Here is a 19,324-nt window from a genome sequence, read left to right as displayed (position 1 = left end):
CGAGGGCCCCGCGGGCTCCGCTTCAAGCATGAGAAAGGAAGGAAGAATGCGCCTTTCCGGTTTCGCCACGGCCGTCGCGGCCCTGGCCTTCGCCTTTGCCGCCGGTTCGGCGGATGCGGCGAGCACGAAGCATCGCCGGGCCGCCCCCGGCGCGTCCGAGGACAACATGGCGGACCAGCTTAACGCGCAGAGCCTCGCCCGCGCCCAGGCCGGCACCAATTCGCCCGGCGCAGGGCCCGACACGACCAGCAACCTGAACCGGATGAGCGACCAGGACGCGGCCAAGGGCAAGGCGATGCCGCAGCCGCCGATGCCCTTCCGCTGAGTCCCGCGGGGGCGGGTCGGGCCAGGGTCTGAACCCGGCCGCGGGACCCGCCCCCTTCGACTCCATGGCGCATGGCCGTGCAGCGGTTCCGGCCGGCGCCGATCTGGCCTATGTCTGCCAGCCATGTCCGAGAATGACCCCGTCGCGGGACCCTCCCGCCTGCCGCTGGCCGGCCTCCGCATCCTCGAGCTCGGCCATTACATCGCCGCCCCCTTCGCCACCCGCCTGCTGGCCGATCTCGGCGCCGAGGTGATCAAGGTGGAACCGCCCGAGGGCGATCCGGTGCGCGGCTGGGGCTCGGCGGTCGAGGGACACGCCGTCTGGTTCAGCGTCCATGGCCGCAACAAGCTCTCGGTCACGCTCAACCTGAAGGACGCCGCCGATAAGGCGAAGCTGCGCCGGCTGGTGGCGCGCTCGGATGCTCTTGTCGAGAATTTCCGCCCCGGCCAGCTCGAACGCTACGGCCTCGGCCCGGCGGAACTGCACGCGGTCAATCCGCGCCTCGTCATCGCCCGCATCAGCGGCTACGGCCAGGACGGGCCTTATCGCGACAAGCCGGCCTTCGGCGCCATCGGCGAGGCGATGGGCGGGCTGCGCCACCTCACCGCCAATCCCGGCCAGACCGAGCTGCCGCCGCCGCGCTGCGGCGTCTCGATCAGCGACGACCTCGCCGGCATGTACGCCGCCATGGCGCTGGTCGCCGGCTGCTGGCAGGTGAAGGGCGACCCGGCGGCGAAGGGGCGGGTGATCGACGTGGATCTCGTCGGCAGCGTCTTCTCGCTGATGGAGGGCATGCTGCCGGAATACGGCCTTTTCGGCTGGGTGCGGCAGCCGCAGGGCGCGGCCATCAAGACCGCGGCGCCGACCAACACCTATCCCTGCGCCGACGGCAAGTGGCTCTGCATCGCCGGCAATTCCGACCTCATCTTCCGCCGCCTGATGGCCGCGATCGGCCGGCCGGAGGCGGCGGCCGAGCCGCGCTTCGCCACCAACGCGCTGCGCTGCGAGCACGTCGCCGAACTCGATGCCATGATCGCCGCCTGGACCCGGACCCTGCCGGCGGCCGAGGCCGAGGCGGTGCTGGAGAAGGCCGAGGTGCCCTGCTCGCGGCTCTACGACATGCGCGACTGCGTCGAGGACCCGCATTTCCAGGCGCGGCAGATGGTGATGGCGGTGCAGGACCCGCTGATCGGCGAGGTGCTGCATCCGGCGGCGCCCTTCCGCCTCGACGGTGTCAGCCCGCGCGAGATGGTGCGCTGGACGGGCCCGGCGGCGGGCGCGCACAACGAGCAGGTCTTCGAGATGCTGGCGAAGGAGGAAAGCGCATGACCGGGCAGGTGGAACTCTCCGAGGTCGCGCCACGCGACGGGCTGCAATCCATCGGCGCCTTCGTGCCGACCGAGACCAAGATCGCGCTGGTCCGCGCCAGCTACGAGGCCGGGCTGCGGCGCATGGAGGTGGGCAGCTTCGTCTCCCCCCGCGCTGTGCCGCAGATGGCCGATACCGGCGCGGTGCTGCAGGCGGCGAAGCAGCTCGCCGGCCTCGAATGCACGGTGCTGGTGCCGAACCGCAAGGGCTTCGAGGCGGCGATCAATGCCGGCGCCGACCGGCTCGGCCTCTTCATGTCGGTGACGGAGAGCCACAACAAGGCGAACCTGAACCGCACGCGGGAGGAGAGCTTCGCCGATCTCGCCGCCATCGTGCGCGACACGCCGAAGGGCACGAAGATCCGCTTCAATCTCTCCTGCACCTTCCACTGCCCCTTCGAGGGCGTGGTGCCGGTAGAGGAGGCGATCGCCTTCACCGGCCGCGTCGCCGCGCTCGATCCGGAGATGGAGATCGCCCTCGCCGACACCACGGGCAATGCCTCGCCCGACCAGGTGCGGCAGGTCTTCGAGCATGCGCTGAAGACCTGGCCCAACCCCTTCGCCTTCCATGGCCATGACACCTACGGCATGGGCGTGGCGAATGTGACCGCCGCCTGGGAGGCGGGCTGCCGCATCTTCGACGCCGCCTCGGGCGGCATCGGCGGCTGCCCCTTCGCGCCGGGCGCGACGGGCAATGTGGCGATGGAGGACGTGGTCTGGCTGTTCCGGCGCATGGGCGTCGAGACCGGCACGGACTGGGCGAAGCTGCTGGTCGCGGCCGATCTGGCGGCGGCGGTGCCGGGCGCGACCCCGGGGGGCGCCATGCGGCGGGTGCCGGCGGCGCGGCAGGCAGCCTAGATCCCCACGAAGCCGCTGCGCCTCTTCGCGGGGGCCCCGGTGAGGCTCGCAGCCCCAGAGACGTCACAGCTTTCCGAGGCAAAGCCTCGGAAGGGCAATGGAGGCTAACAAGCGCTCCGAGCTTCCAGCCTTGGCGGCAGGGAAAGGGGCGCGACGCCCCTCAGCCCGGCCCGCGCTGCTGCCGCGCCACCTTCAGCGGGGCGAGGTCGTAGCCATTGGCGCGGGCGATGCCGAGTGCTCGCTCGAACTCGGCCTGCGGCAGGCGCGGCGTGCGGGAGAGCACCCAGAGCCAGCGGCGGGAGGGCTCGCCCACCACCGCCCAGCGATAGTCGGGATCGAGGCCGATCACCCAGTAATTGCCGTAGAAGGGCCAGAAGAAGCTGACCCGTAGCCGCGCCCCCTGGCTGCCCTCCACCACATAGGCGGTGGCCTTGGCCTCGCGCGGCGCGTCGCCGGCCAGGGCGTTCAGGCAGCGATTCACCACCGCCACCTGCCCGTCGGGACGCAGGCTGTAGGTGGCGGTGACGTCCTCGCAGGAGACGCGGGAGGAATCCTGTGCCCACATCGGCAGCCGCGCCACCTCGTGCCAGGTGCCGAGATAGCGCGACAGGTCGACCGAAGCGACGGGCCGCAGCGTCGTCGCATCCGGCCGCGCGACGCAGCCCGGCAGCAGCAGCGCCGCGGCCATCAGGCTGCGCTTCAGGGCGCCTCGGTTCACGGCACCACCCCTTCGGGCAGGCCGGCGGCATGGTCGAAGATGGCGCCCGCCGTGGTGATCCAGACCGCGTCGCGCCGCGCCGCGATGGCGGCGAGCGCGCCCCGCAGCGCCCTTAGCCGGTAGGGATGGCCGATGATGTAGGGATGCAGCGCGATGCCCATGACCTGTGCAACACCGTCGCGCGCCACCTGTTCCAGCCGCTCCTGGAACTCGGCGTGGATCATGGCGGCGAATTGCTCGGCGCTGTCCTTGCGGGCGACGATCGCCGGGATGTCGTTCAGCTCCTGCGGGTAGGGGATGGCGAGCAGCCGCCCGGCCCGCGTCGCCATCCAGACCGGCTGGTCGTCCATGCACCAGTTGAGCGTGTAGGCGTAGCCCGCCTCAGCCAGCAGGTCCGGCGTGGCATGGCTCTCGGCGATCCAGGGGGAGAGCCAGCCGCGCGGCGGCCGCCCCTCATGGCGCCGGATGGCCTCGGTGCTGGCCGCGATCATCCGCCGCTCCTCGGCTTCCGACAGCAGGGTTTGCCGCTCGGAATTGGTCCAGCCATGGCCGGCGATCTCGTCGCCCCGGGCGCGGTGGGCGGCGGCGAGCTGCGGCGCGTGGTCGTAGAGGCTGCCGTTCAGCAGCACGGTCGCCGGCAGGGCGAGCTGGTCCAGCAGCTCGAGCAGCCGCCAGCCGCCGACCCGGTTGCCGTAGTCGCGCCAGGCATGGTTCAGGATGTCGGGCTGCGGCCCGGCCGGAGCGAGCTCCGCGCCCAGCCCCTCGCCGAAGGCGAAATGCTCGAGGTTGACGCCCAGATAGACCGCGAGACGGGCGCCGCCGGGCCAGGCATAGCGTGCCCGCGCGGGCCAGGGGTGATAGGCGAAGCGGCCATGGCTCGGCAGCATCGGCGGCTGACTCCGGAACCTTCCGATCCCATCTGACGGCGGTTTCAGCCCCAGGCAAGGCAGATGGTAAGGCGCCGGCGTGACGGCGGCCGTGCGGCGGGATTAGAAGCATCCCATGGACTCTCCCTCGGCAGCCCGCGACGGCGCGGCCCGGTCGTTGTTGCGCCGCGAATCCCGCGCCCTGCGGCGACAGGTCGGACTGCCGATCCTCCTCGGCCTCTGCGGCCTGCTCGCCGCCATGGCCGGCGCCTGGCTGGTCGCGCGGCTGCTCGCCGCCCTGCTCGGCCATGGCGGGGCCGGCTGGCCGGACCTCGCCGCCGCCGCCGCCTTCGCCCTGCTCGGGGCCGGGCTGGCCCTGGCGCAGGAACGGGCGCAGCTCGCCGCCGGCGAGGCGGCGCGGGCCCGGCTGCGCGATGCGGCCTTCCTGCGGCTGCTCGAGCGCGCCCCCGGGGCGGCGAGCGGCATCGGCGAGCAGGCCGCCCTGGTGGTCGACCGGATCGAGGCGCTGGACGGGTACTTCGCCCGCTGGATCCCGGCGGCGGCGCTGGCCGTGGCCGGGCCGGTGCTGGTCTGCACCGGGCTCGCCTGGGCGGATCCGGGCAGCGGCGCCATCCTCGCACTCGCCGGCCTGCTCTATCCGGTGGCCATGGCGCTGACCGGCATCGGCGCGGCGCAGGCGAGCCGGCGGCAATTCGAGGCGCTCGGCCGCCTCTCCGGCCGCTTCCTCGACCGCATGCGCGGCTTGCCCACCCTGGTGCTGTTCAACCGGCAGGAGGCGGAGGCCGCGGCGCTGGGCGAGGCGGCGACGGCGCTGCGGCGGCACACCATGAAGGTGCTGCGCGTCGCCTTCCTCTCCGGCACGGCGCTCGAACTGCTCTCGGCCGGGGTGCTCGCCTGCCTCGCCTGGCGTCACCGCGACCTGCTGACCGATGGCGGCGATCCGACCGCGGCGCTGTTCAGCCTGCTGCTGGTGCCCGCCTTCTTCGCCCCGCTGCGCGCCTTCGCCGCCGCCTATCAGGACCGGATGCAGGCCGCCGGCGCCGCCGCGGCGCTGGCGCCCCTGCTCGCCGATGTGCAGCAGGACGGGCTCCGGCTGGCCGGGCTGCCGCCGCGCGTCACCGTCACCTTCAGCGATGTCCGCCTGGCCTACGACCCGGCCCGGCCGCCGGCGCTCGACGGCCTCTCCTTCCGCGCCAGCGCCGGCGAGACTCTGGTGCTGGCGGGGGCCTCCGGCGCCGGGAAATCCTCGGTGCTGCGCATCCTGATGGGCTTCGTCCGGCCCGATGCCGGCCGTGTGGCGATCAACGGCCAGGATGCGATGGCGCTGCGCCCGGCCGAGCTGCGGCGGCTCTCGGCCTATGTCGGGCAGCGCCCGCATCTCTTCCGCGCGACGCTGCGCGAGAACATCCGCTTCGTCCGGCCGGAGGCGACGGGGGCGCAGGTCGAGGCCGCCGCCCGCGCCGCGCATGTGCTCGACTTCGCCGAGGACCTGCCGGAAGGGCTCGACACCCTGGTCGGCGAGGGCGGCTGGGGCCTCTCCGGCGGCCAAGCGCAGCGCGTGGCCCTGGCCCGCGCCTTCCTGCGCGACCGGCCGCTGGTGCTGCTCGACGAGCCGACCGCGCATCTCGATCCCGGCACCGAGGCGCTGGTGATCGACAGCCTGCAGCGCCTCTGCATCGGCCGCACCGCCATCATCGCCAGCCATAGCGGGGCGCGGGCCCGGCTCGGCCGGGTGCTGGAGATCGCCGAGGGCCGGGTCGCCGGCCCGTCCCGGGCGGCGGAGGGTTGAGCGGCATGTGGCGGGACCTGCGCCGCGTACTCGGCCTCTGGCGGGCGCAGGCCGGCTGGCTGCTCGCCGGCATCCTCGTCGCGGCCGGCTCGGCCCTGCTCGGCGTGGCGCTGCTCGCCCTGGCGGGGCAGGGAGTCGCGGCCGCCCTCGGCGGCGCCGCCCTCGCCGGCGGCGTCGCGGTGCTGCTGCTGCGCCCGCTCATCCTGCTGCGCCCGGCGGCCCGCTGGGTCGAGCGCATGGTCACCCATGCGGCGACCTTCCGGGCGCTGGCCGATACCCGCATCTGGTTCTTCCGCCGCCTCGCCGAGCGGCTGCCGGCCGGCATCGGCCTTGGCCGCTCCGGCGACCTGCTGGGGCGGCTGGTCGCCGATGTCGATGCGCTGGACGGCCTCTATCTCCGCAGCCTGGTGCCGACGCTCGCCGCCCTCGCCGTGGTGCTGGGGGGCACCGCCCTGCTGGCCGGCGCGCCGCTGCTCGCCGCCGCCTTCGCCCTGCCGCTCGGCCTCGCCCTGCTGCTGCCCTTCCTGCTCGCGCCCGGCGCCGCCCGGGCGGCGGGCGAGGCGGCGCGTGCCCAGGGCCGGCTGCGCGCCGCGGCGATCGACCCGCTGCTCGGCGCCGAGGACGTGCTGGCGGCGAATGGCGAGGCGACGACAGCGGCGCGCCTGGCCGAGGCCGGTCGGCAGCTCGCCGCGGCGCAGCGCGGCCTCGGCGGCCGCAGCGCGGTGGCCGGGGCGGCGGGCGGGCTGCTGGTGCAGGCGGCGCTGCTCGGGGCGCTGGCCTGGGGTCTGGCGAGCGGCGCCGGCGCCGCGCCGCTCGCCGTGCTCGGCCTCTTCCTCGCGGTCGCCGCGGCCGAGACGCTCGGCCTGCTGCCGCGCGCCGGCATCGCGCTCGCCAGCGCGGCGGCCGGGGCGCGGCGGCTGTTCGAGCTGGCCGATGCGCCGCCCCCGCTCGCCGAGCCCGCCCGGCCGGCGCCGGAGCCGGAGGGCTATGCGATCCGCGTCGAGGGGCTCGACTTCGCCTGGGATGCGGCGCGCGGGCCGGTCTTCCAGGGCCTCGATCTCGACCTGCCGGAGGGCACGCGGCTGGCGCTGCTCGGCCCCTCGGGCATCGGCAAGTCGAGCCTCGTCGCCCTGCTGCTGAAGCTGGCGGCACCGCAGGCCGGGCGGATCACCCTCGGCGGCACCGACATCGCCGAACTGCCCTCGGATTTCGTCCGCCACCGGATCGCCTGCCTGACCCAGGATGCGCGGCTCTTCGACGACAGCATCGCCGCCAATCTCCGCCTCGCCGCGCCGGCGGCGCCCGATGCCGCGCTCTGGCGCGCCCTCGATCGCGCCGGGATCGGCGAGCTGGTGCGGGCCCTGCCGGAAGGGCTGGCGACGCGCTGCGGCGAGGGCGGCGCGCGCTTCTCGGGTGGCCAGGCGCGGCGCATCGCGCTCGCCCGGGTGCTGCTCTCCGCCGCGCCGGTGCTGGTGCTGGACGAGCCGACCGCCGGGCTGGATGCCGAGACGGAGCGCGCCTTCCTCGAGACGCTGGAGGCGGTGACGGCCGGCCGCACGGTGATCCTGGTGACGCATCGCCTGACCGGGGTGGAGCGGCCGACCCGCATCCTTCGCCTGGTCGGCGGCCGGGCGCTGCCGGCCGCGGGCTGAGCGGGCCACCCTTCCGACGCGAAGGGAGGGGCAGCGCGAGGGTTGCGCCGCCGCATTGACCTCACGCAATCGGCATGCCGGGGACGCGGATCGCGCTTGAGCCCGGGCCGGCGCCGCGCCGAGATGCCTCCCGTACGGCGCGCCGCGCGCCGTCATTTCAGCCGGATATTCCCAGGAGAGAATGGCATGGGCGGACGCATGATGGCCGACGACATCTTCGTCGGTACCTTCCTCGACATGCTGAACCTGCGCTTCGCGCCCTCCATGAAGGAGGAGACGGAATGGGTCACCGGCATCGCCGAGCTGGCCGCGTTGCAGAAGGAGTTCGACATCTTCCGCGCGGGGCGCCGCTTCGCGCAAAGCGTCGCGCTGCTGAGCACCGGCGGAGTCTACAACCCGCGGGCCAAGGCGCGCTGGTTCAAATACCTGGATGACCTCCGGAAGATGCAGTCCTCTGAACCGGGTGTCGATGGTGATGCCTGCATCGTGCGGGCGCTGCTGGCGAACTTCGCCGCCGATCCGGTCCTGCCGGTGCATTTCACCAGCCATCCGGCCGAAGGCGAGGACGAGAAGCAGTGGCGGGTCATCGTCACCGCCGGCGATCGGCCGCTGCACTACATGGCGCAGGACTACGTGACGGTCTCGCTGCCGATGCGGCCGCGGCTCGGCCAGTCCGGCGGCGCGGCCTCGCCCGGCACGCCGGATCAGCCCCCGCCTCCCGCGCCCGCGCCGAAGAAGGCCGGGGAGCGGAAGGCGGCGAAGAAAAAGAAGGACAAGTGACGGCGCCGCCAGGGCTGGGGGCTGTCCACGCCGCGGTCGGGCGCTACTACACCGGCTGCCTGCGCCGCCACGGCGCGACGCCGCTGGGCGTGGACTGGCGCTGCCTGCCGACCCAGCAGCTCCGCTTCGCGCGCCTGCTGCAGCTCGTCGAATCCTGGGACGGCGTCTCGATCAACGATCTCGGCTGCGGCTACGGCGCGCTGCTCGACTTCCTGGCGGAGCGGCACGACCCGGCCGGCATCGACTACTGCGGCGCCGATCTCTCCGCCGCCATGATCCGCCGCGCCCGGCGGCGCTGGCCGCGGCATGCCTTCCGCATCGGCGCGACGCCCGGGCGCGTCGCCGATTACGGCCTGGCGAGCGGGCTGTTCAACGTGCGGCTCGACCATCCCGAGCCGCTCTGGGAGGTCTTCATCCGCGACACGCTCGGCATCCTGCACGCGACCAGCCGGCGCGGCTTCGCGGTGAATTTCATGCTGCCGCGGGCGGATGGCCAGCCGGGGCGCGAGGGGCTGTACCGCACCAGGCCGGAGCCCTGGATCCGCCATTGCGAGACCGCGTTCGGCGCCGATGTGACGCTGGCCAGCGGCGACGGCCTCGGCGAGTTCACCCTGCTGGTGCGCCGGCCGCCCGCACCGCCGTGATCCGGCGGCGTCACGCCTCGGGACGCCTGCGCCCCGCCGCGATCCGCGGCGATCGTTGTCGATGGAGCGGATTCACGCTTCGGGACGCTTGCGCCCCGCCGCGATCCGCTCCAGCCGCGCCGCCACCGGCGCCAGGCGCTGCCGCAGGATGATGCCGCCGGTCTGCGCGATCAGCGCCTCGGCCCGATCCAGCAGCGTCGCCGCGCGGTCGGCGCCCTCGGCGCCCTGCTGGTCGAGCCAGGCCGCCGCCTGGGTGATGCAGGCGCGGCCCTCGGCGAGGCGGGAATTGCGCCGACGCGCGAGCTGGCCGGCGGCGAGCGCCGTGGAGAGCGCCTGCGACACCGCGCCCATGCCGCGCCGCGATTCCGCCAGCCCGGCCAGCATGTCGGCCTCGATCTCCATTGCGACATGCGACCGGCGCACCAGATCGAGGCCCTCCGTGTAGAGCCGGGCCGCCTCCGCCGGCTCGTCGATGCTGAGCCGGTAGCTCGCCTCGCAGTCATAGGCCCAGGCCCGCAGATAGGGCATGCGGTGCCGCGCCGCCAGGCCGGAGAGCAGCAGGGCATGACGCCCCGCTTCGGCGGGGTCGCCCTCCAGGCAGCCGATCTCGCTCAGGCCGAAATGGCTGATGTAGCGCACCGTCGGTGCGACCAGCGCCTCGTCCATGGCCAGCATGCCGGCGAGGCAGGCCCGCGCCTCGACCAGCCGGCCGAGCCGCAGCAGCACCCGGCCGCGCAGGCTGGTGATCCAGTGGCCGACATTGAAGCCGAGGAACTGCTCGTCCTCCGGCTCGAGATGCGGCAGCGCTGCCAGCGCCGCGTCGCTCGCGGCCAGCGCCTCGCGCAGCAGCCCGGCCCAGCCATAGGCCTGGCAGAGCGAGGCGCTGAGTGTCGCGCTGCGCCCCGCATCGCGGCCGGGCCGCAGCAGGGCCATGGCCTCGCGCACGCGGGTGACATAGGCATCGGCGGGGCCGCCGCTCGCCCCGGCGATCCGGCCGTCGACGAAGAGCAGCAGTGGCACCATGCGGTCGTCGATCTCGCGCGCCCAGCCGAGCGATTCCTGGATGTAGGGCTGCGCCGCCTCGGCCGTCATGCCGTCCATCCAGCCGCGATAGGCGATCTGCGCGCTCGCCATGACGCGGATCGGGTCGGTCGCCGGCGCCCGCGCCTGGCCGCCCAGCAGGTCCCGCACCCGGTGCCAGTGCCGCAGCGCCTGGGCATGGCTGGAGCGGCCGGCGAAATGCGCCGCCCGGGCGCCGAAGATCGCCGCCTCGCGTAGATGTCCGGCCGCCTCGTGGTGATAGGCGAGCAGCCCGGCCGACTGGTCGAGGCGGTCGGCGTCCTGCGCCTCGATGAAGGCGGCGACGGCGGCGTGCAGCGGGGCGCGCCGCGCCCGCAGCTGCGTCGCATAGGCCACCTCCTGGATCATCGGGTGGCGGAAGGCGTAGACGGTGCCGTCCGGCCCCGGCTGCGCCGTCAGCAGCCCCGCCTCGCAGAGCTGCGTCAGGCTGGCATCGATCTGCCGCACCGGCAGGCGGGAAACCCGTTCGAGCACGTCGAAAGGCACCTCCTTGCCGATCACCGCGCAGATCTGCAGCAGCCAGCGCTCGGGCGCGGCGAGCCGGTCGATGCGGGCGCCGATCACCGCCTGCAGGGTCGGCGGCAGGCCGGGGGCGAGCTGCTCGATGCGGATGCCCGGCGCCAGCGCATGCGCGCCGGGCGTGCCGGTGAGCGTGCCGGCCTCGACCAGGGAGCGCACCAGCTCCTCGGCGAAGAAGGGATTGCCGCCGCTGCGCTCCACCAGATGCTCGCGCAGCCGGCCGAGCTCGGCGCGGTCGCCGAGCAGCTCGCCCAGCAGGGCGCGGCTCTCCTCGAGACCCATCTCGCCGAGCGCGATCTCCTGCGGCGCCGCCTCGTGCAGCCAGGCGGCGCGGAATTCCGGCCGGTGGTTCAGCAGCAGCATGGTGCGGCTGCCCCGCGCCGCCTCGGCGAGCGCCGCCACCACCGCCTCGCTGGCGACGTCGAGCCAGTGCAGATCCTCGATGAGGATGAGCGAGACCCTGGCGTCGCGCTGGCGGAGCAGGGCGCGAAGGATCTCGCGCAGCCGTTGCAGGCGGAAGGACGGCTCGATCTGCCGCGGGTTGGCCTCCGTGCCCGAGAGGCCGAGGAAGCTGCAGACCAGCGCCGCATCGGCGGCGAAGGCCGCGTCGAGCCGTGCGAGCCGCGCCGCCACTCGCTCCGGCGTCACCTCCGTCGCCTCGTCCGGCACGGGGTCGAAGAGGAGCTGCCGGAGAATGTCGATCAGCGGGCTCAGCGGCGTCTCGCGGCCATAGGAGAGCGCCCGGGCGGCAAGCACCTCGGCCCCCTCGGCGCGGCACCATTCGGCGAATTCGAAGCAGAGCCGGCTCTTGCCGACCCCCGGCGCGCCGGCGATGGCGACGAGCGGCGCGGCGCCGTCGGCGGCGGCGGCCAGCGCCTCGCGCAGCCGCGCCATCTCGACTGCGCGGCCGCGGAAGGAGGTGCGGCCGGGCGCCTGGAAATCCCACCCCGGCCCGGTCTCGGCGAGGTCGAGCAGGCTGTGCAGCCCGACCGGCGCCGGGACGCCGCGCAGCGCGTGCCGGCCGAAGGGCTGGGTCCGGCCATGGCCGCGGACCTGCCGCTCCACCGCATCGGAGATCAGCACCGCGCCGGCGGGCGCCTCCGTCATGATCCGGTTCGCCACATGGATGGTCAGCCCATGCGCCTGCCGCGCCTGGCCGGGATCGGCATCCGGCGCATCGGCGACGATCTCGCCGGCATGCAGACCGATCCGCAGCGCCGGCGCCCCGGGGCCGGGCGGGAAGGCGGCCTGCAGCGCGAGCGCCGCGCGGCAGGCGAGCAGCGAATGCGCTTCCTGCGCGCGCGGCGCGCCGAAGAGCGCCAGCAGCCCGTCCTCGAGCCGCGTCGTCACAGTGCCGCCGCAGCGCTCGACCGTGCGGCACATGACGGCGACGATCTGCTCCAGCCGCTCCATCGCCTGCTCGGCGGTCAGCGCCGCCACCAGCTCGGCCGAGGCCGGGATATCGGCGAAGAGGACCGTCGCCTGCTTCAGCTCGCCGCTGCCGCGGGGCGGGCCCGGCAGGGGGAGCGGCAGGCCGGCGGCGAGGGCGAGCCCGCACTGGCGGCAGAAGAGGCTGTCCGGCGGGTTGGCATGGTCGCAGGCCGGGCAGGCCGGGTCGAGGCGCGCGCCGCAGGCGCCGCAATGCCCGTGGGCATCGGGATTGGCCGCGCCGCACGCCGCACATCGCATCGCTCCACCTCCGCTGGCCGACCGGCCCTGTCCGGTGTTCGTTGGGGAAGCGGGAAAGGAAACGCTCCTTCGGCAACGAAGATGCGGCGTCTCGTTCCGAGGCGAGGATCCAAGGCGACGACGGGGCAGCCCGGTTATGGGGCCGGGCGCCGTCGTGCTACAGCGGATCGCGTTCAACCCGAACCCTCGGGGAGCCTTCGCCGCGTGTCCTCCGCCGCCATGTCCGCGCCGCCCCTCGACCCGGCGAAATTCCGCGATCCCCTGGTCACCGCGAAGGGCGAGACGCGGGCCAGCGTGGCGCTGGGGGCGCTGCGCACCCTCTGGGTGAACACCGGCACGCTCTGCAACATCACCTGCCGCCACTGCTACATCGAGAGCAGCCCGCGCAACGACGCGCTCGCCTATCTCACGGCGGCGGAGCTGGAGGCCTACCTCGCCGAGATCGACCGGGACGGCCTGCCGGTCGAGGAGGTGGGCTTCACCGGCGGCGAGCCCTTCCTCAACCGCGACCTGCCGCGGATGCTGGAGGCGGTGCTGGGCCGCGGGCTGCGCGCCCTGGTGCTGACCAATGCGATGAAGCCGATGCGCCACCAGGCCGATGCCCTGCTGGCGCTGCGCGCGGCGCATGGCGACCGGCTGACGCTGCGCGTGAGCCTCGACCATCACACGGCCGCCCTGCATGACCTGGAGCGCCAGGCGGGCAGCTTCGCCCAGGCGCTGGCCGGGCTCGGCTGGTTGGCGCGGCAGGGCTTCCGGCTGAACGTCGCCGGCCGCGCCGCCTTCGGCGAGGAGGGGGAGGCGGCGATGCGGGCCGGCTTCGCCCGGCTCTTCGCCGCGCAGGGCATCCCGATCGATGCCGCGGATCCCGTGGCGCTGATGCTCTTCCCGGAGATGGATGCGGCGGCCGACGTGCCCGAGATCACCACCGCCTGCTGGGGCATCCTGCGCAAGAGCCCGGAGAGCCTGATGTGCGCCTCCGCCCGGATGGTGGTGAAGCGGCGCGGCGCGGCGCGGCCGGCGGTGCTCGCCTGCACCCTGTTGCCCTATGATCCGCAGTTCGAGCTCGGCGGCACGCTCGCCGAGGCGGTGCGGCCGGTGCCGCTGAACCACCCGCATTGCGCGAAATTCTGCGTCCTCGGCGGCGCGGCCTGCTCGCGCTGATCGCCAGGGTCGCGGCCGGGGCGTAGCCGCCGCGGTGGCGCCTACGGTTACGGTTGACGGCCGGACGGTTTCGGGGAGCAATCCTGTTCCTGTCCGAACCGGAGTCGTCCCATGCGCCGCCGCCTTGCTCTCGCCGCCCTGCCTCTGCTGGCCCTGGCCGCCTGCCAGCAGCCGGCGCCGGCGCAAGCGCCGCAGCCTGTGCCGGCTTCGGTCGTCTTCTTCAACGCCGACAGCGCCGCGCTCGACGACCAGGCGCATGACGTCATTCTGCAGGCGGCGGCAGCGGCGAAGCGGCGGCCGGACCAGCCGGTGCGGGTCCGCGGCTTCGCCGCGCCGGATGCCGGCACCGGCGCCTTCAACAAGGCGCTTGCGACGGCGCGGGCGCAGCAGGTCGCCGACCATCTGGCGGAGGCCGGCGTCAACCGCGGCCGCATCAGGATCGAGCCGCGCGGCGCCGTGCCCTATGACAGCTTCCCGACCGAGTCCCGGCGGGTGGAGATCGTGATCGGCGGCTGAGCGCCGCGACCCCCCGGATCGCATCCGGGGGCGTTGGAATCCTCCGCGGCGTGCTATAGGCGCCGCATGCTCGACCAGCCGAGGCAGGACAGCGCGGGCGAGACGCCCGAGGCCGTTCTCCATCGTGTCTTCGGCCATCCCGGTTTCCGCGGCCGCCAGGAGGAGATCGTTCGCCATGTGATGGCGGGCGGCTCCGGTCTCGTCCTCATGCCGACGGGCGGCGGCAAGTCGCTCTGCTACCAGGTGCCCGCCCTTTGCCGCCCCGGCCTCGGCGTCGTCGTCTCGCCGCTGATCGCGCTGATGGAGGACCAGGTGGCGGCGCTGCGGCAGCAGGGGATCGCCGCCGCCGCGCTGCATTCCGAGCTGCCGGAGGACCATGCGCGGGAGGTGCGGCGCGACCTCGCCCAGGGCACGCTGAAGCTGCTCTACGTCTCGCCGGAACGGCTGGTGCTGGACGGCACGCTGGACTTCCTGGCGCGCCGGCCGCTCGCCCTCTTCGCCATCGACGAGGCGCATTGCGTCAGCCAGTGGGGGCATCACTTCCGGCCCGAATATCGCGGCCTCGGCCTGTTGGCGGAACGCTTCCCGGCGGTGCCGCGGCTGGCGCTCACCGCGACCGCCGATCCGCGCACCGTCGAGGACATCCGCGCCCAGCTCGGCCTCAGCGACAGCCCGGTCTTCCGCGGCGGCTTCGACCGGCCGAACATCCACATCGCCGCCGCCCCGCGCGAGAGCGAGCGCGGCCAGCTCCGCGCCTTCATCAAGGCGGCCTCGGACGGCACCGGCGCCGGCATCGTCTATTGCGGCAGCCGGGCGAAGACCGAGCAGACCGCCGCCTGGCTGCGCGCCGACGGCCATGACGCGCTCTGCTTCCATGCCGGCATGGAGCCCGGGGCGAAGCGCGAGGCGCATCGCCGCTTCGCCCGCGGCGATGCCATGGTCATGGCCGCGACCATCGCCTTCGGCATGGGCATCGACCGGCCGGACGTGCGCTGGGTGGCGCATCTCGACCTGCCGCGCTCGCCGGAGAGCTGGTACCAGGAGATCGGCCGCGCCGGCCGCGACGGGCTGCCGGCCCGCGCCCTGCTGCTCTACGGCGCCGGCGACATCGCGCTCGCCCGCCACCGGATCATGGAGAGCCCGGCCCCGGAGGAGCAGAAGCGGATCGAGCGGGCGCGGCTGGAGGCCATGGTCTCGATCGCCGAGGCCGCCACCTGCCGCCGCCGCATCCTGCTCCGCTGCTTCGGCGAGGAGGGGGAGGAGCGGTGCGGCGCCTGCGATGTCTGCCGCAACCCGCCGAAGCTGTTCGACGGCACGGTGCCGGCGCAGAAGCTGCTGAGCGCCGTGTTGCGCACCGGCCGCCGCTTCGGCGTCGGGCATCTGGTGGATGTGCTGCGCGGCCGCGTCACCGACAAGGTGGCGCAGTTCGGCCATGACCGGCTGCCGACCTTCGGCGTCGGCAAGGATCTCTCGGAGGCCGCCTGGCGCGGCGTGGCGCGGCAGCTCGTCGCCCAGGGCGCGCTCGATGTCGCCATCGAGAACCATGGCGAGCTGGTGCCGACCGATGCGGCGCGGCCGATCCTGAAGGGGGAGCAGCAGGTGATGCTGCGGGCCGAGACGGTGCGCGAGGCGGCACCGCGCGAGCGCGCCGGCCGCGGCACGCCGCCCGCCATGGCCGGTGACCCGCTGTTCGAGGCGCTGCGGGCCTGGCGGAAGCGCGAGGCGGAGGCGCAGGGCCTGCCGGCCTACATGATTTTCTCCAACGAGACGCTCGCCGCCATCGCAACGATGCGGCCGCGGGACGCCGAGGATCTGGCGATGGTCCCGGGCGTCGGGCGCAGCAAGCTCGAGCGCTATGCCGATGAGGTGTTGCGGCTCGTCAAGGCCGAGGGGTGATGCCGATGTGCATTGATGTTGCCACATCCATGCCCGCAGGCGCGGGCACCGGCGCCGCGTCCTGCGGCCTGGCGTCGCGGCATGGGCCGCGGGCGCTCGGCCCTGCGGGCCGCGGATTGGAACGTCGCGCGCCGGGTAAGAGGCCTCAGCGGCGGCGCTTCAGCAGCGTCAGCGCGACGGTGGTGAGCGCCGCAGCTCCGACGGTCGGCGCCATGCTCGGCCGCTCACTCTTCGGCCGCTCGCTGCGCGGCCGCCGCACCGGCTTGATCGGCGCGGCGGCCAGCGCCTCCTGCGCCTCGGCATTGCCCTGCATGCCGGCCCAGACCTTGGTGAACTCGGCGCCGAGCAGGAAAATCTGCGCCGAGTAGTAGATCCAGACCAGCACCGCCATCAGGGCCCCGGCCGCGCCATAGGTGCTGGTGATGCCGCTGGTACCGATATAGATGCCGATCAGCCACTTGCCGATGGTGAACAGGAAGGCGGTGACGAGCGAGCCGATGCCGACATCCCGCCAGCCGATATGCCGGTTGGGCAGCGCCTTGTAGACACCGGCGAAGACGCAGGCGGTGAGCAGGAAGGACAGGGCGAAATTGGCGAGCCCGATGAGCTCGCCGGTCTCCGGCACCAGCTCCGTCGCCCAGCTCGTGATGGCGGCCAGCACCGCGGTTGCGAGGATCGAGCCAAGGAGCAGCACCCCGGTGGCGAGGACCAGGGCGATGCTGATCAGCTTGTTGCGGATGAGGTGCAGCACCGTGTCGCGCTCGACCGGCGGCGCGCGCCAGATGATGTTGAGCGCCGCCTGCACCTCGCTGAAGACGCTGCTCGCCGTGACCAGCAGGACGACGATGCCGATCACCGCCGCGATCTGGCCCTGCTGGCGGTCGGCGGCGCTGCGGATGAGCCCCTCGACCACCTGCGCGCCGGTCTCGCCCATCAGCTCCTGCAGGTGATGCGCGACCGCGCCCTCGACCGCCTGCGAGCCGAAGAACAGGCCGGCGATGGCGATGGCGATGACCAGCAGCGGGGCGAGGGAGAAGAAGGTGTAGTAGGCGATTGCGGCGCCGCGGCTCATCGCGTCGTCGGCGATGTAGCCCTCGACGCTCCCGCGGATCAGCTCCCAGACCCTCTGCAGCATGCCGTTCTCCCCGCCGCGGGACGGCCGGCCCCGGGCTGCATCGCGGCCAGAACGGGCAATGCGGGGCCGAGGTTTCCCCCGGCCGGCCCCGCTGTCCAGCGCCGGCTGACCAGGCCGCAAGGGAAACGGCTGGCGCCGGGCGGGCGGCCATGGTTCGATTCTCCCGATCCGGCGGCCGAAGCTTCCCGGAGCCGGGAGCAGGCGCTTCCCGGGCAAGGGGAACGGTCCACTCCTATCCTCGTTGTAATCCGTCCCGGTTTCGCAACTTCACCGCGAAAACTCCTGCATTACGCAACATTAAGGCCATGTTGATCACAAAATCTCGCGCCAGGCGGGAGGCCCTTGGCCGGCGCGCATGTTCGCGAGCATGGTTCGACCCAGCAAGAACCGGGGCGGAAAAGCCCGGAATCGCCGGAAATCGGGGAGAGGGAACGAAGGTGTCCAACAACCATCGCCTTGGCCGGGTCAGCGCCTATGCGCTGACCTGCGCGCTTGCCGCCGCAGCCTTCGGCCAGCCGGCCCGCGCCGCGGATCAGGTGACGCAGGACCGGCTGCAGAACGTGGACAAGGAGCCGGGCAACTGGCTCAACCACCATCGCAGCTATGACGGCCAGCGCTTCACCCCGCTCGACCAGATCAACCGCGACACCGTGAAGAACCTGCGCGTCGCCTGGACCCTGCATCTCGGCGGCACCGAGGGCGGCGGCATCTGGAGCCATGGCGGGCTTGAGGGCACGCCGATCGCCGAGAACGGCTTCCTCTACGTCACCGATGGCTGGGGCTCCGTCTACAAGGTCGATGCCCGCAACGGCCGCGGCAAGCTGCTCTGGAAGATGGACCCCAAGACCGACCACGACTGGGCCGGCGCCGTCGCCTGCTGCGGCGTCGACAACCGCGGCGTGGCGCTCTGGGGCGATGTCGTCGTCTCGCACTCGCTCGACGGCCGGCTGATCGCCACCAACAAGGAGACCGGCGAGGTGGTCTGGCAGCGGCAGGTCGCCGATCCCGAGAAGGGCGAGGTGATCACGGCGGCCCCGCTGATCGTGAAGGACCTCGCCATCACCGGCGTCTCCGGCGCCGAATACGGCATCCGCGGCTGGATCGCGGCGACCGACCTGAAGACCCAGAAGGAGGTCTGGCGCACCCATACCATCCCGGCCAAGGGCGAGCCGGGCGCCGAGACCTGGAAGGACAGCTACAACGCCGCGGCGACCGGCGGCGGCTCCACCTGGGTGACCGGCAGCTACGAGCCCTCGACCAACACGCTGTACTGGGGCGTCGGCAATCCCGGGCCGGACTGGGACAACGAGTACCGCCCGGGCGACAACCTCTACACCGACAGCACCCTCGCGCTCGATCCCGAGACCGGCAAGATCAAGTGGCACTTCCAGCACACGCCGAACGATCCCTACGACTATGACAGCGTCTCGGAGAAGGTGCTGATCGATCTGCCCTCCGCTGGCGCCTCCGGGCCGCGCCGCCTGGCGCTGACCGCCGACCGCAACGGCTTCGCCTATGCGCTCGACCGGGCGAACGGCAATTTCGTCTGGGGCACGCCCTTCGTGAAGCGGGTGAACTGGACCTCCGGCCTGAACCCCGAGAGCGGCAAGCCGAACGAGTACGACCCGAACAAGCCGGTCCAGACCTACCAGCCGGCCTCGGTCGCCAACCGCCAGACCGGCAAGGCCGTCATCTGCCCCGGCAACATGGGCGGCAAGAACTGGCCGCCGACCGCCTACAACCCGACGCTGCGCTACTGGTACATCCCGGTGATCGAGAGCTGCAACACGATCACCAACGAGGAGATGAAGCCCGGCGTCTCCTTCAAGCCGCGCGAGTTCTTCACCGGCGGCGGACCGAGCCAGCATGAGCGGATCACCGGCAGCGTCACCGCCATCGATGTCAACACTGGCAAGATCGCGGCCAAGCTGGAGACGCATTTCCCGCAGCTCGGCGGCTTCCTCGCCACGCGCGACCTGCTCTTCGGCAGCCAGCCGGATGGCGAGATCTTCGCGCTCGACGCCAAGACGCTGGAGAAGGTCTGGTCCTTCGAGGCGGGCGGCGGCGTGAACGCGCCGCCGATGACCTTCATGGCCGATGGCAAGCAGTACATCGCCATCCTGGTCGGCCTCGGCGGGGCCTGGGACAAGTGGTTCGTCGAGGCGACGCCGGAGCTGAAGGCGGTGCCGCCGAGCTCGACGCTCTACGTCTTCGCGCTCTGATCCGAACCGGACGGAGATGACCAGCGGCGGGGCGCCCGGAGGGGTGCCCCGCCTTCATGCCATTCTCCTTCACGCCACTCTGCGGA

At 73.2% G+C, this 19,324-nt stretch carries 15 protein-coding genes; 11 read left to right on the top strand and 4 right to left on the bottom strand.

Annotation, left to right across the window (positions count from 1 at the left end):
* The first annotated feature begins 46 nt into the window (after positions 1-46).
* The 3 genes from HJG45_RS04955 (at position 47) to HJG45_RS04945 (ending at position 2,550) form a co-directional block, all read left to right on the top strand.
* Positions 47-325 carry a hypothetical protein gene (locus tag HJG45_RS04955; RefSeq protein WP_171610974.1) on the top strand — a complete coding sequence of 93 codons (279 nt, stop codon included), beginning with the start codon at positions 47-49 and terminating at the stop codon, positions 323-325.
* Between the two features lie 123 nt (positions 326-448).
* Complete coding sequence (locus tag HJG45_RS04950; protein ID WP_171610973.1) at positions 449-1,654, top strand: CaiB/BaiF CoA-transferase family protein; 1,206 nt, start codon at positions 449-451, stop codon at positions 1,652-1,654.
* Complete coding sequence (locus HJG45_RS04945) at positions 1,651-2,550, top strand: hydroxymethylglutaryl-CoA lyase (protein WP_171610972.1); 900 nt, start codon at positions 1,651-1,653, stop codon at positions 2,548-2,550. Before HJG45_RS04950 ends, HJG45_RS04945 begins: the two co-directional genes overlap by 4 nt.
* A gap of 160 nt (positions 2,551-2,710) precedes the next feature.
* On the opposite strand, the gene HJG45_RS04940 is transcribed toward HJG45_RS04945, so the two are convergent.
* On the bottom strand, positions 2,711-3,268 hold the full coding sequence (locus HJG45_RS04940; RefSeq protein ID WP_217362822.1) for a lipocalin family protein: 558 nt from the start codon (positions 3,266-3,268) through the stop codon (positions 2,711-2,713).
* Entirely contained in the window at positions 3,265-4,155 is an 891-nt protein-coding gene (locus HJG45_RS04935; RefSeq protein ID WP_171610971.1) for a polysaccharide deacetylase family protein, read from the bottom strand. Before HJG45_RS04935 ends, HJG45_RS04940 begins: the two co-directional genes overlap by 4 nt.
* A 115-nt stretch (positions 4,156-4,270) precedes the next feature.
* On the opposite strand from HJG45_RS04935, the gene cydD reads away from it, so the two are divergent.
* From cydD to HJG45_RS04915, 4 genes are all read left to right on the top strand, one after another.
* Complete coding sequence (gene cydD, locus HJG45_RS04930; protein ID WP_171610970.1) at positions 4,271-5,944, top strand: thiol reductant ABC exporter subunit CydD; 1,674 nt, start codon at positions 4,271-4,273, stop codon at positions 5,942-5,944.
* Between the two features lie 5 nt (positions 5,945-5,949).
* Entirely contained in the window at positions 5,950-7,596 is a 1,647-nt protein-coding gene (cydC, locus tag HJG45_RS04925) for a thiol reductant ABC exporter subunit CydC (protein WP_171610969.1), read from the top strand.
* A gap of 186 nt (positions 7,597-7,782) precedes the next feature.
* Positions 7,783-8,376 carry a hypothetical protein gene (locus tag HJG45_RS04920; protein WP_171610968.1) on the top strand — a complete coding sequence of 198 codons (594 nt, stop codon included), beginning with the start codon at positions 7,783-7,785 and terminating at the stop codon, positions 8,374-8,376.
* Positions 8,373-9,020, top strand: a complete 648-nt coding sequence (locus HJG45_RS04915; RefSeq protein ID WP_171610967.1) for a methyltransferase domain-containing protein — start codon at positions 8,373-8,375, stop codon at positions 9,018-9,020. The genes HJG45_RS04920 and HJG45_RS04915 overlap by 4 nt, the downstream gene beginning before the upstream one ends.
* 72 nt (positions 9,021-9,092) lie before the next feature.
* On the opposite strand, the gene HJG45_RS04910 is transcribed toward HJG45_RS04915, so the two are convergent.
* A complete protein-coding gene (locus HJG45_RS04910; RefSeq protein ID WP_171610966.1) occupies positions 9,093-12,308 on the bottom strand; it encodes an adenylate/guanylate cyclase domain-containing protein in 3,216 nt (1,071 codons plus the stop codon).
* A gap of 204 nt (positions 12,309-12,512) precedes the next feature.
* Here HJG45_RS04910 and HJG45_RS04905 point away from each other — a divergent pair, with 204 nt between their 5' ends.
* From HJG45_RS04905 to recQ, 3 genes are all read left to right on the top strand, one after another.
* Entirely contained in the window at positions 12,513-13,469 is a 957-nt protein-coding gene (locus tag HJG45_RS04905; RefSeq protein WP_368040513.1) for a radical SAM protein, read from the top strand.
* A 111-nt stretch (positions 13,470-13,580) separates the two neighbouring features.
* The gene (locus HJG45_RS04900) at positions 13,581-13,985 is read left to right on the top strand and encodes an OmpA family protein (protein ID WP_171610965.1); all 405 of its coding nucleotides are present in this window, start codon (positions 13,581-13,583) and stop codon (positions 13,983-13,985) included.
* A gap of 66 nt (positions 13,986-14,051) precedes the next feature.
* A complete protein-coding gene (recQ, locus tag HJG45_RS04895; RefSeq protein WP_171610964.1) occupies positions 14,052-15,881 on the top strand; it encodes a DNA helicase RecQ in 1,830 nt (609 codons plus the stop codon).
* A 145-nt stretch (positions 15,882-16,026) separates the two neighbouring features.
* Here recQ and HJG45_RS04890 read toward each other — a convergent pair whose 3' ends face one another.
* Positions 16,027-17,016, bottom strand: coding sequence for a YihY/virulence factor BrkB family protein (locus tag HJG45_RS04890; protein WP_254452280.1), 990 nt, complete (start codon positions 17,014-17,016; stop codon positions 16,027-16,029).
* A gap of 437 nt (positions 17,017-17,453) precedes the next feature.
* On the opposite strand from HJG45_RS04890, the gene HJG45_RS04885 reads away from it, so the two are divergent.
* Positions 17,454-19,238: a PQQ-dependent dehydrogenase, methanol/ethanol family gene (locus tag HJG45_RS04885; protein ID WP_217362821.1), complete on the top strand. Its 1,785-nt coding sequence runs from the start codon at positions 17,454-17,456 to the stop codon at positions 19,236-19,238.
* Positions 19,239-19,324: the final 86 nt, after the last annotated feature.

The organism is Roseicella sp. DB1501 (assembly GCF_013112485.1).
Taxonomy (GTDB): Bacteria; Pseudomonadota; Alphaproteobacteria; order Acetobacterales; family Acetobacteraceae; genus Paracraurococcus.
This window is presented reverse-complemented; position numbering and strand designations above follow the sequence as displayed.

Bases quoted from the DNA above. Each gene is read 5' to 3' on its own strand.
- HJG45_RS04955 (WP_171610974.1), top strand. From the start codon at position 47: ATGCGCCTTTCCGGTTTCGCCACGGCCGTCGCGGCCCTGGCCTTCGCC.
- HJG45_RS04950 (WP_171610973.1), top strand. From the start codon at position 449: ATGTCCGAGAATGACCCCGTCGCGGGACCCTCCCGCCTGCCGCTGGCC.
- HJG45_RS04945 (WP_171610972.1), top strand. From the start codon at position 1,651: ATGACCGGGCAGGTGGAACTCTCCGAGGTCGCGCCACGCGACGGGCTG.
- HJG45_RS04935 (WP_171610971.1), bottom strand. From the start codon at position 4,155: ATGCTGCCGAGCCATGGCCGCTTCGCCTATCACCCCTGGCCCGCGCGG.
- cydD (WP_171610970.1), top strand. From the start codon at position 4,271: ATGGACTCTCCCTCGGCAGCCCGCGACGGCGCGGCCCGGTCGTTGTTG.
- cydC (WP_171610969.1), top strand. From the start codon at position 5,950: ATGTGGCGGGACCTGCGCCGCGTACTCGGCCTCTGGCGGGCGCAGGCC.
- HJG45_RS04920 (WP_171610968.1), top strand. From the start codon at position 7,783: ATGGGCGGACGCATGATGGCCGACGACATCTTCGTCGGTACCTTCCTC.
- HJG45_RS04910 (WP_171610966.1), bottom strand. From the start codon at position 12,308: ATGCGATGTGCGGCGTGCGGCGCGGCCAATCCCGATGCCCACGGGCAT.
- HJG45_RS04900 (WP_171610965.1), top strand. From the start codon at position 13,581: ATGCGCCGCCGCCTTGCTCTCGCCGCCCTGCCTCTGCTGGCCCTGGCC.
- recQ (WP_171610964.1), top strand. From the start codon at position 14,052: ATGCTCGACCAGCCGAGGCAGGACAGCGCGGGCGAGACGCCCGAGGCC.
- HJG45_RS04890 (WP_254452280.1), bottom strand. From the start codon at position 17,016: ATGCTGCAGAGGGTCTGGGAGCTGATCCGCGGGAGCGTCGAGGGCTAC.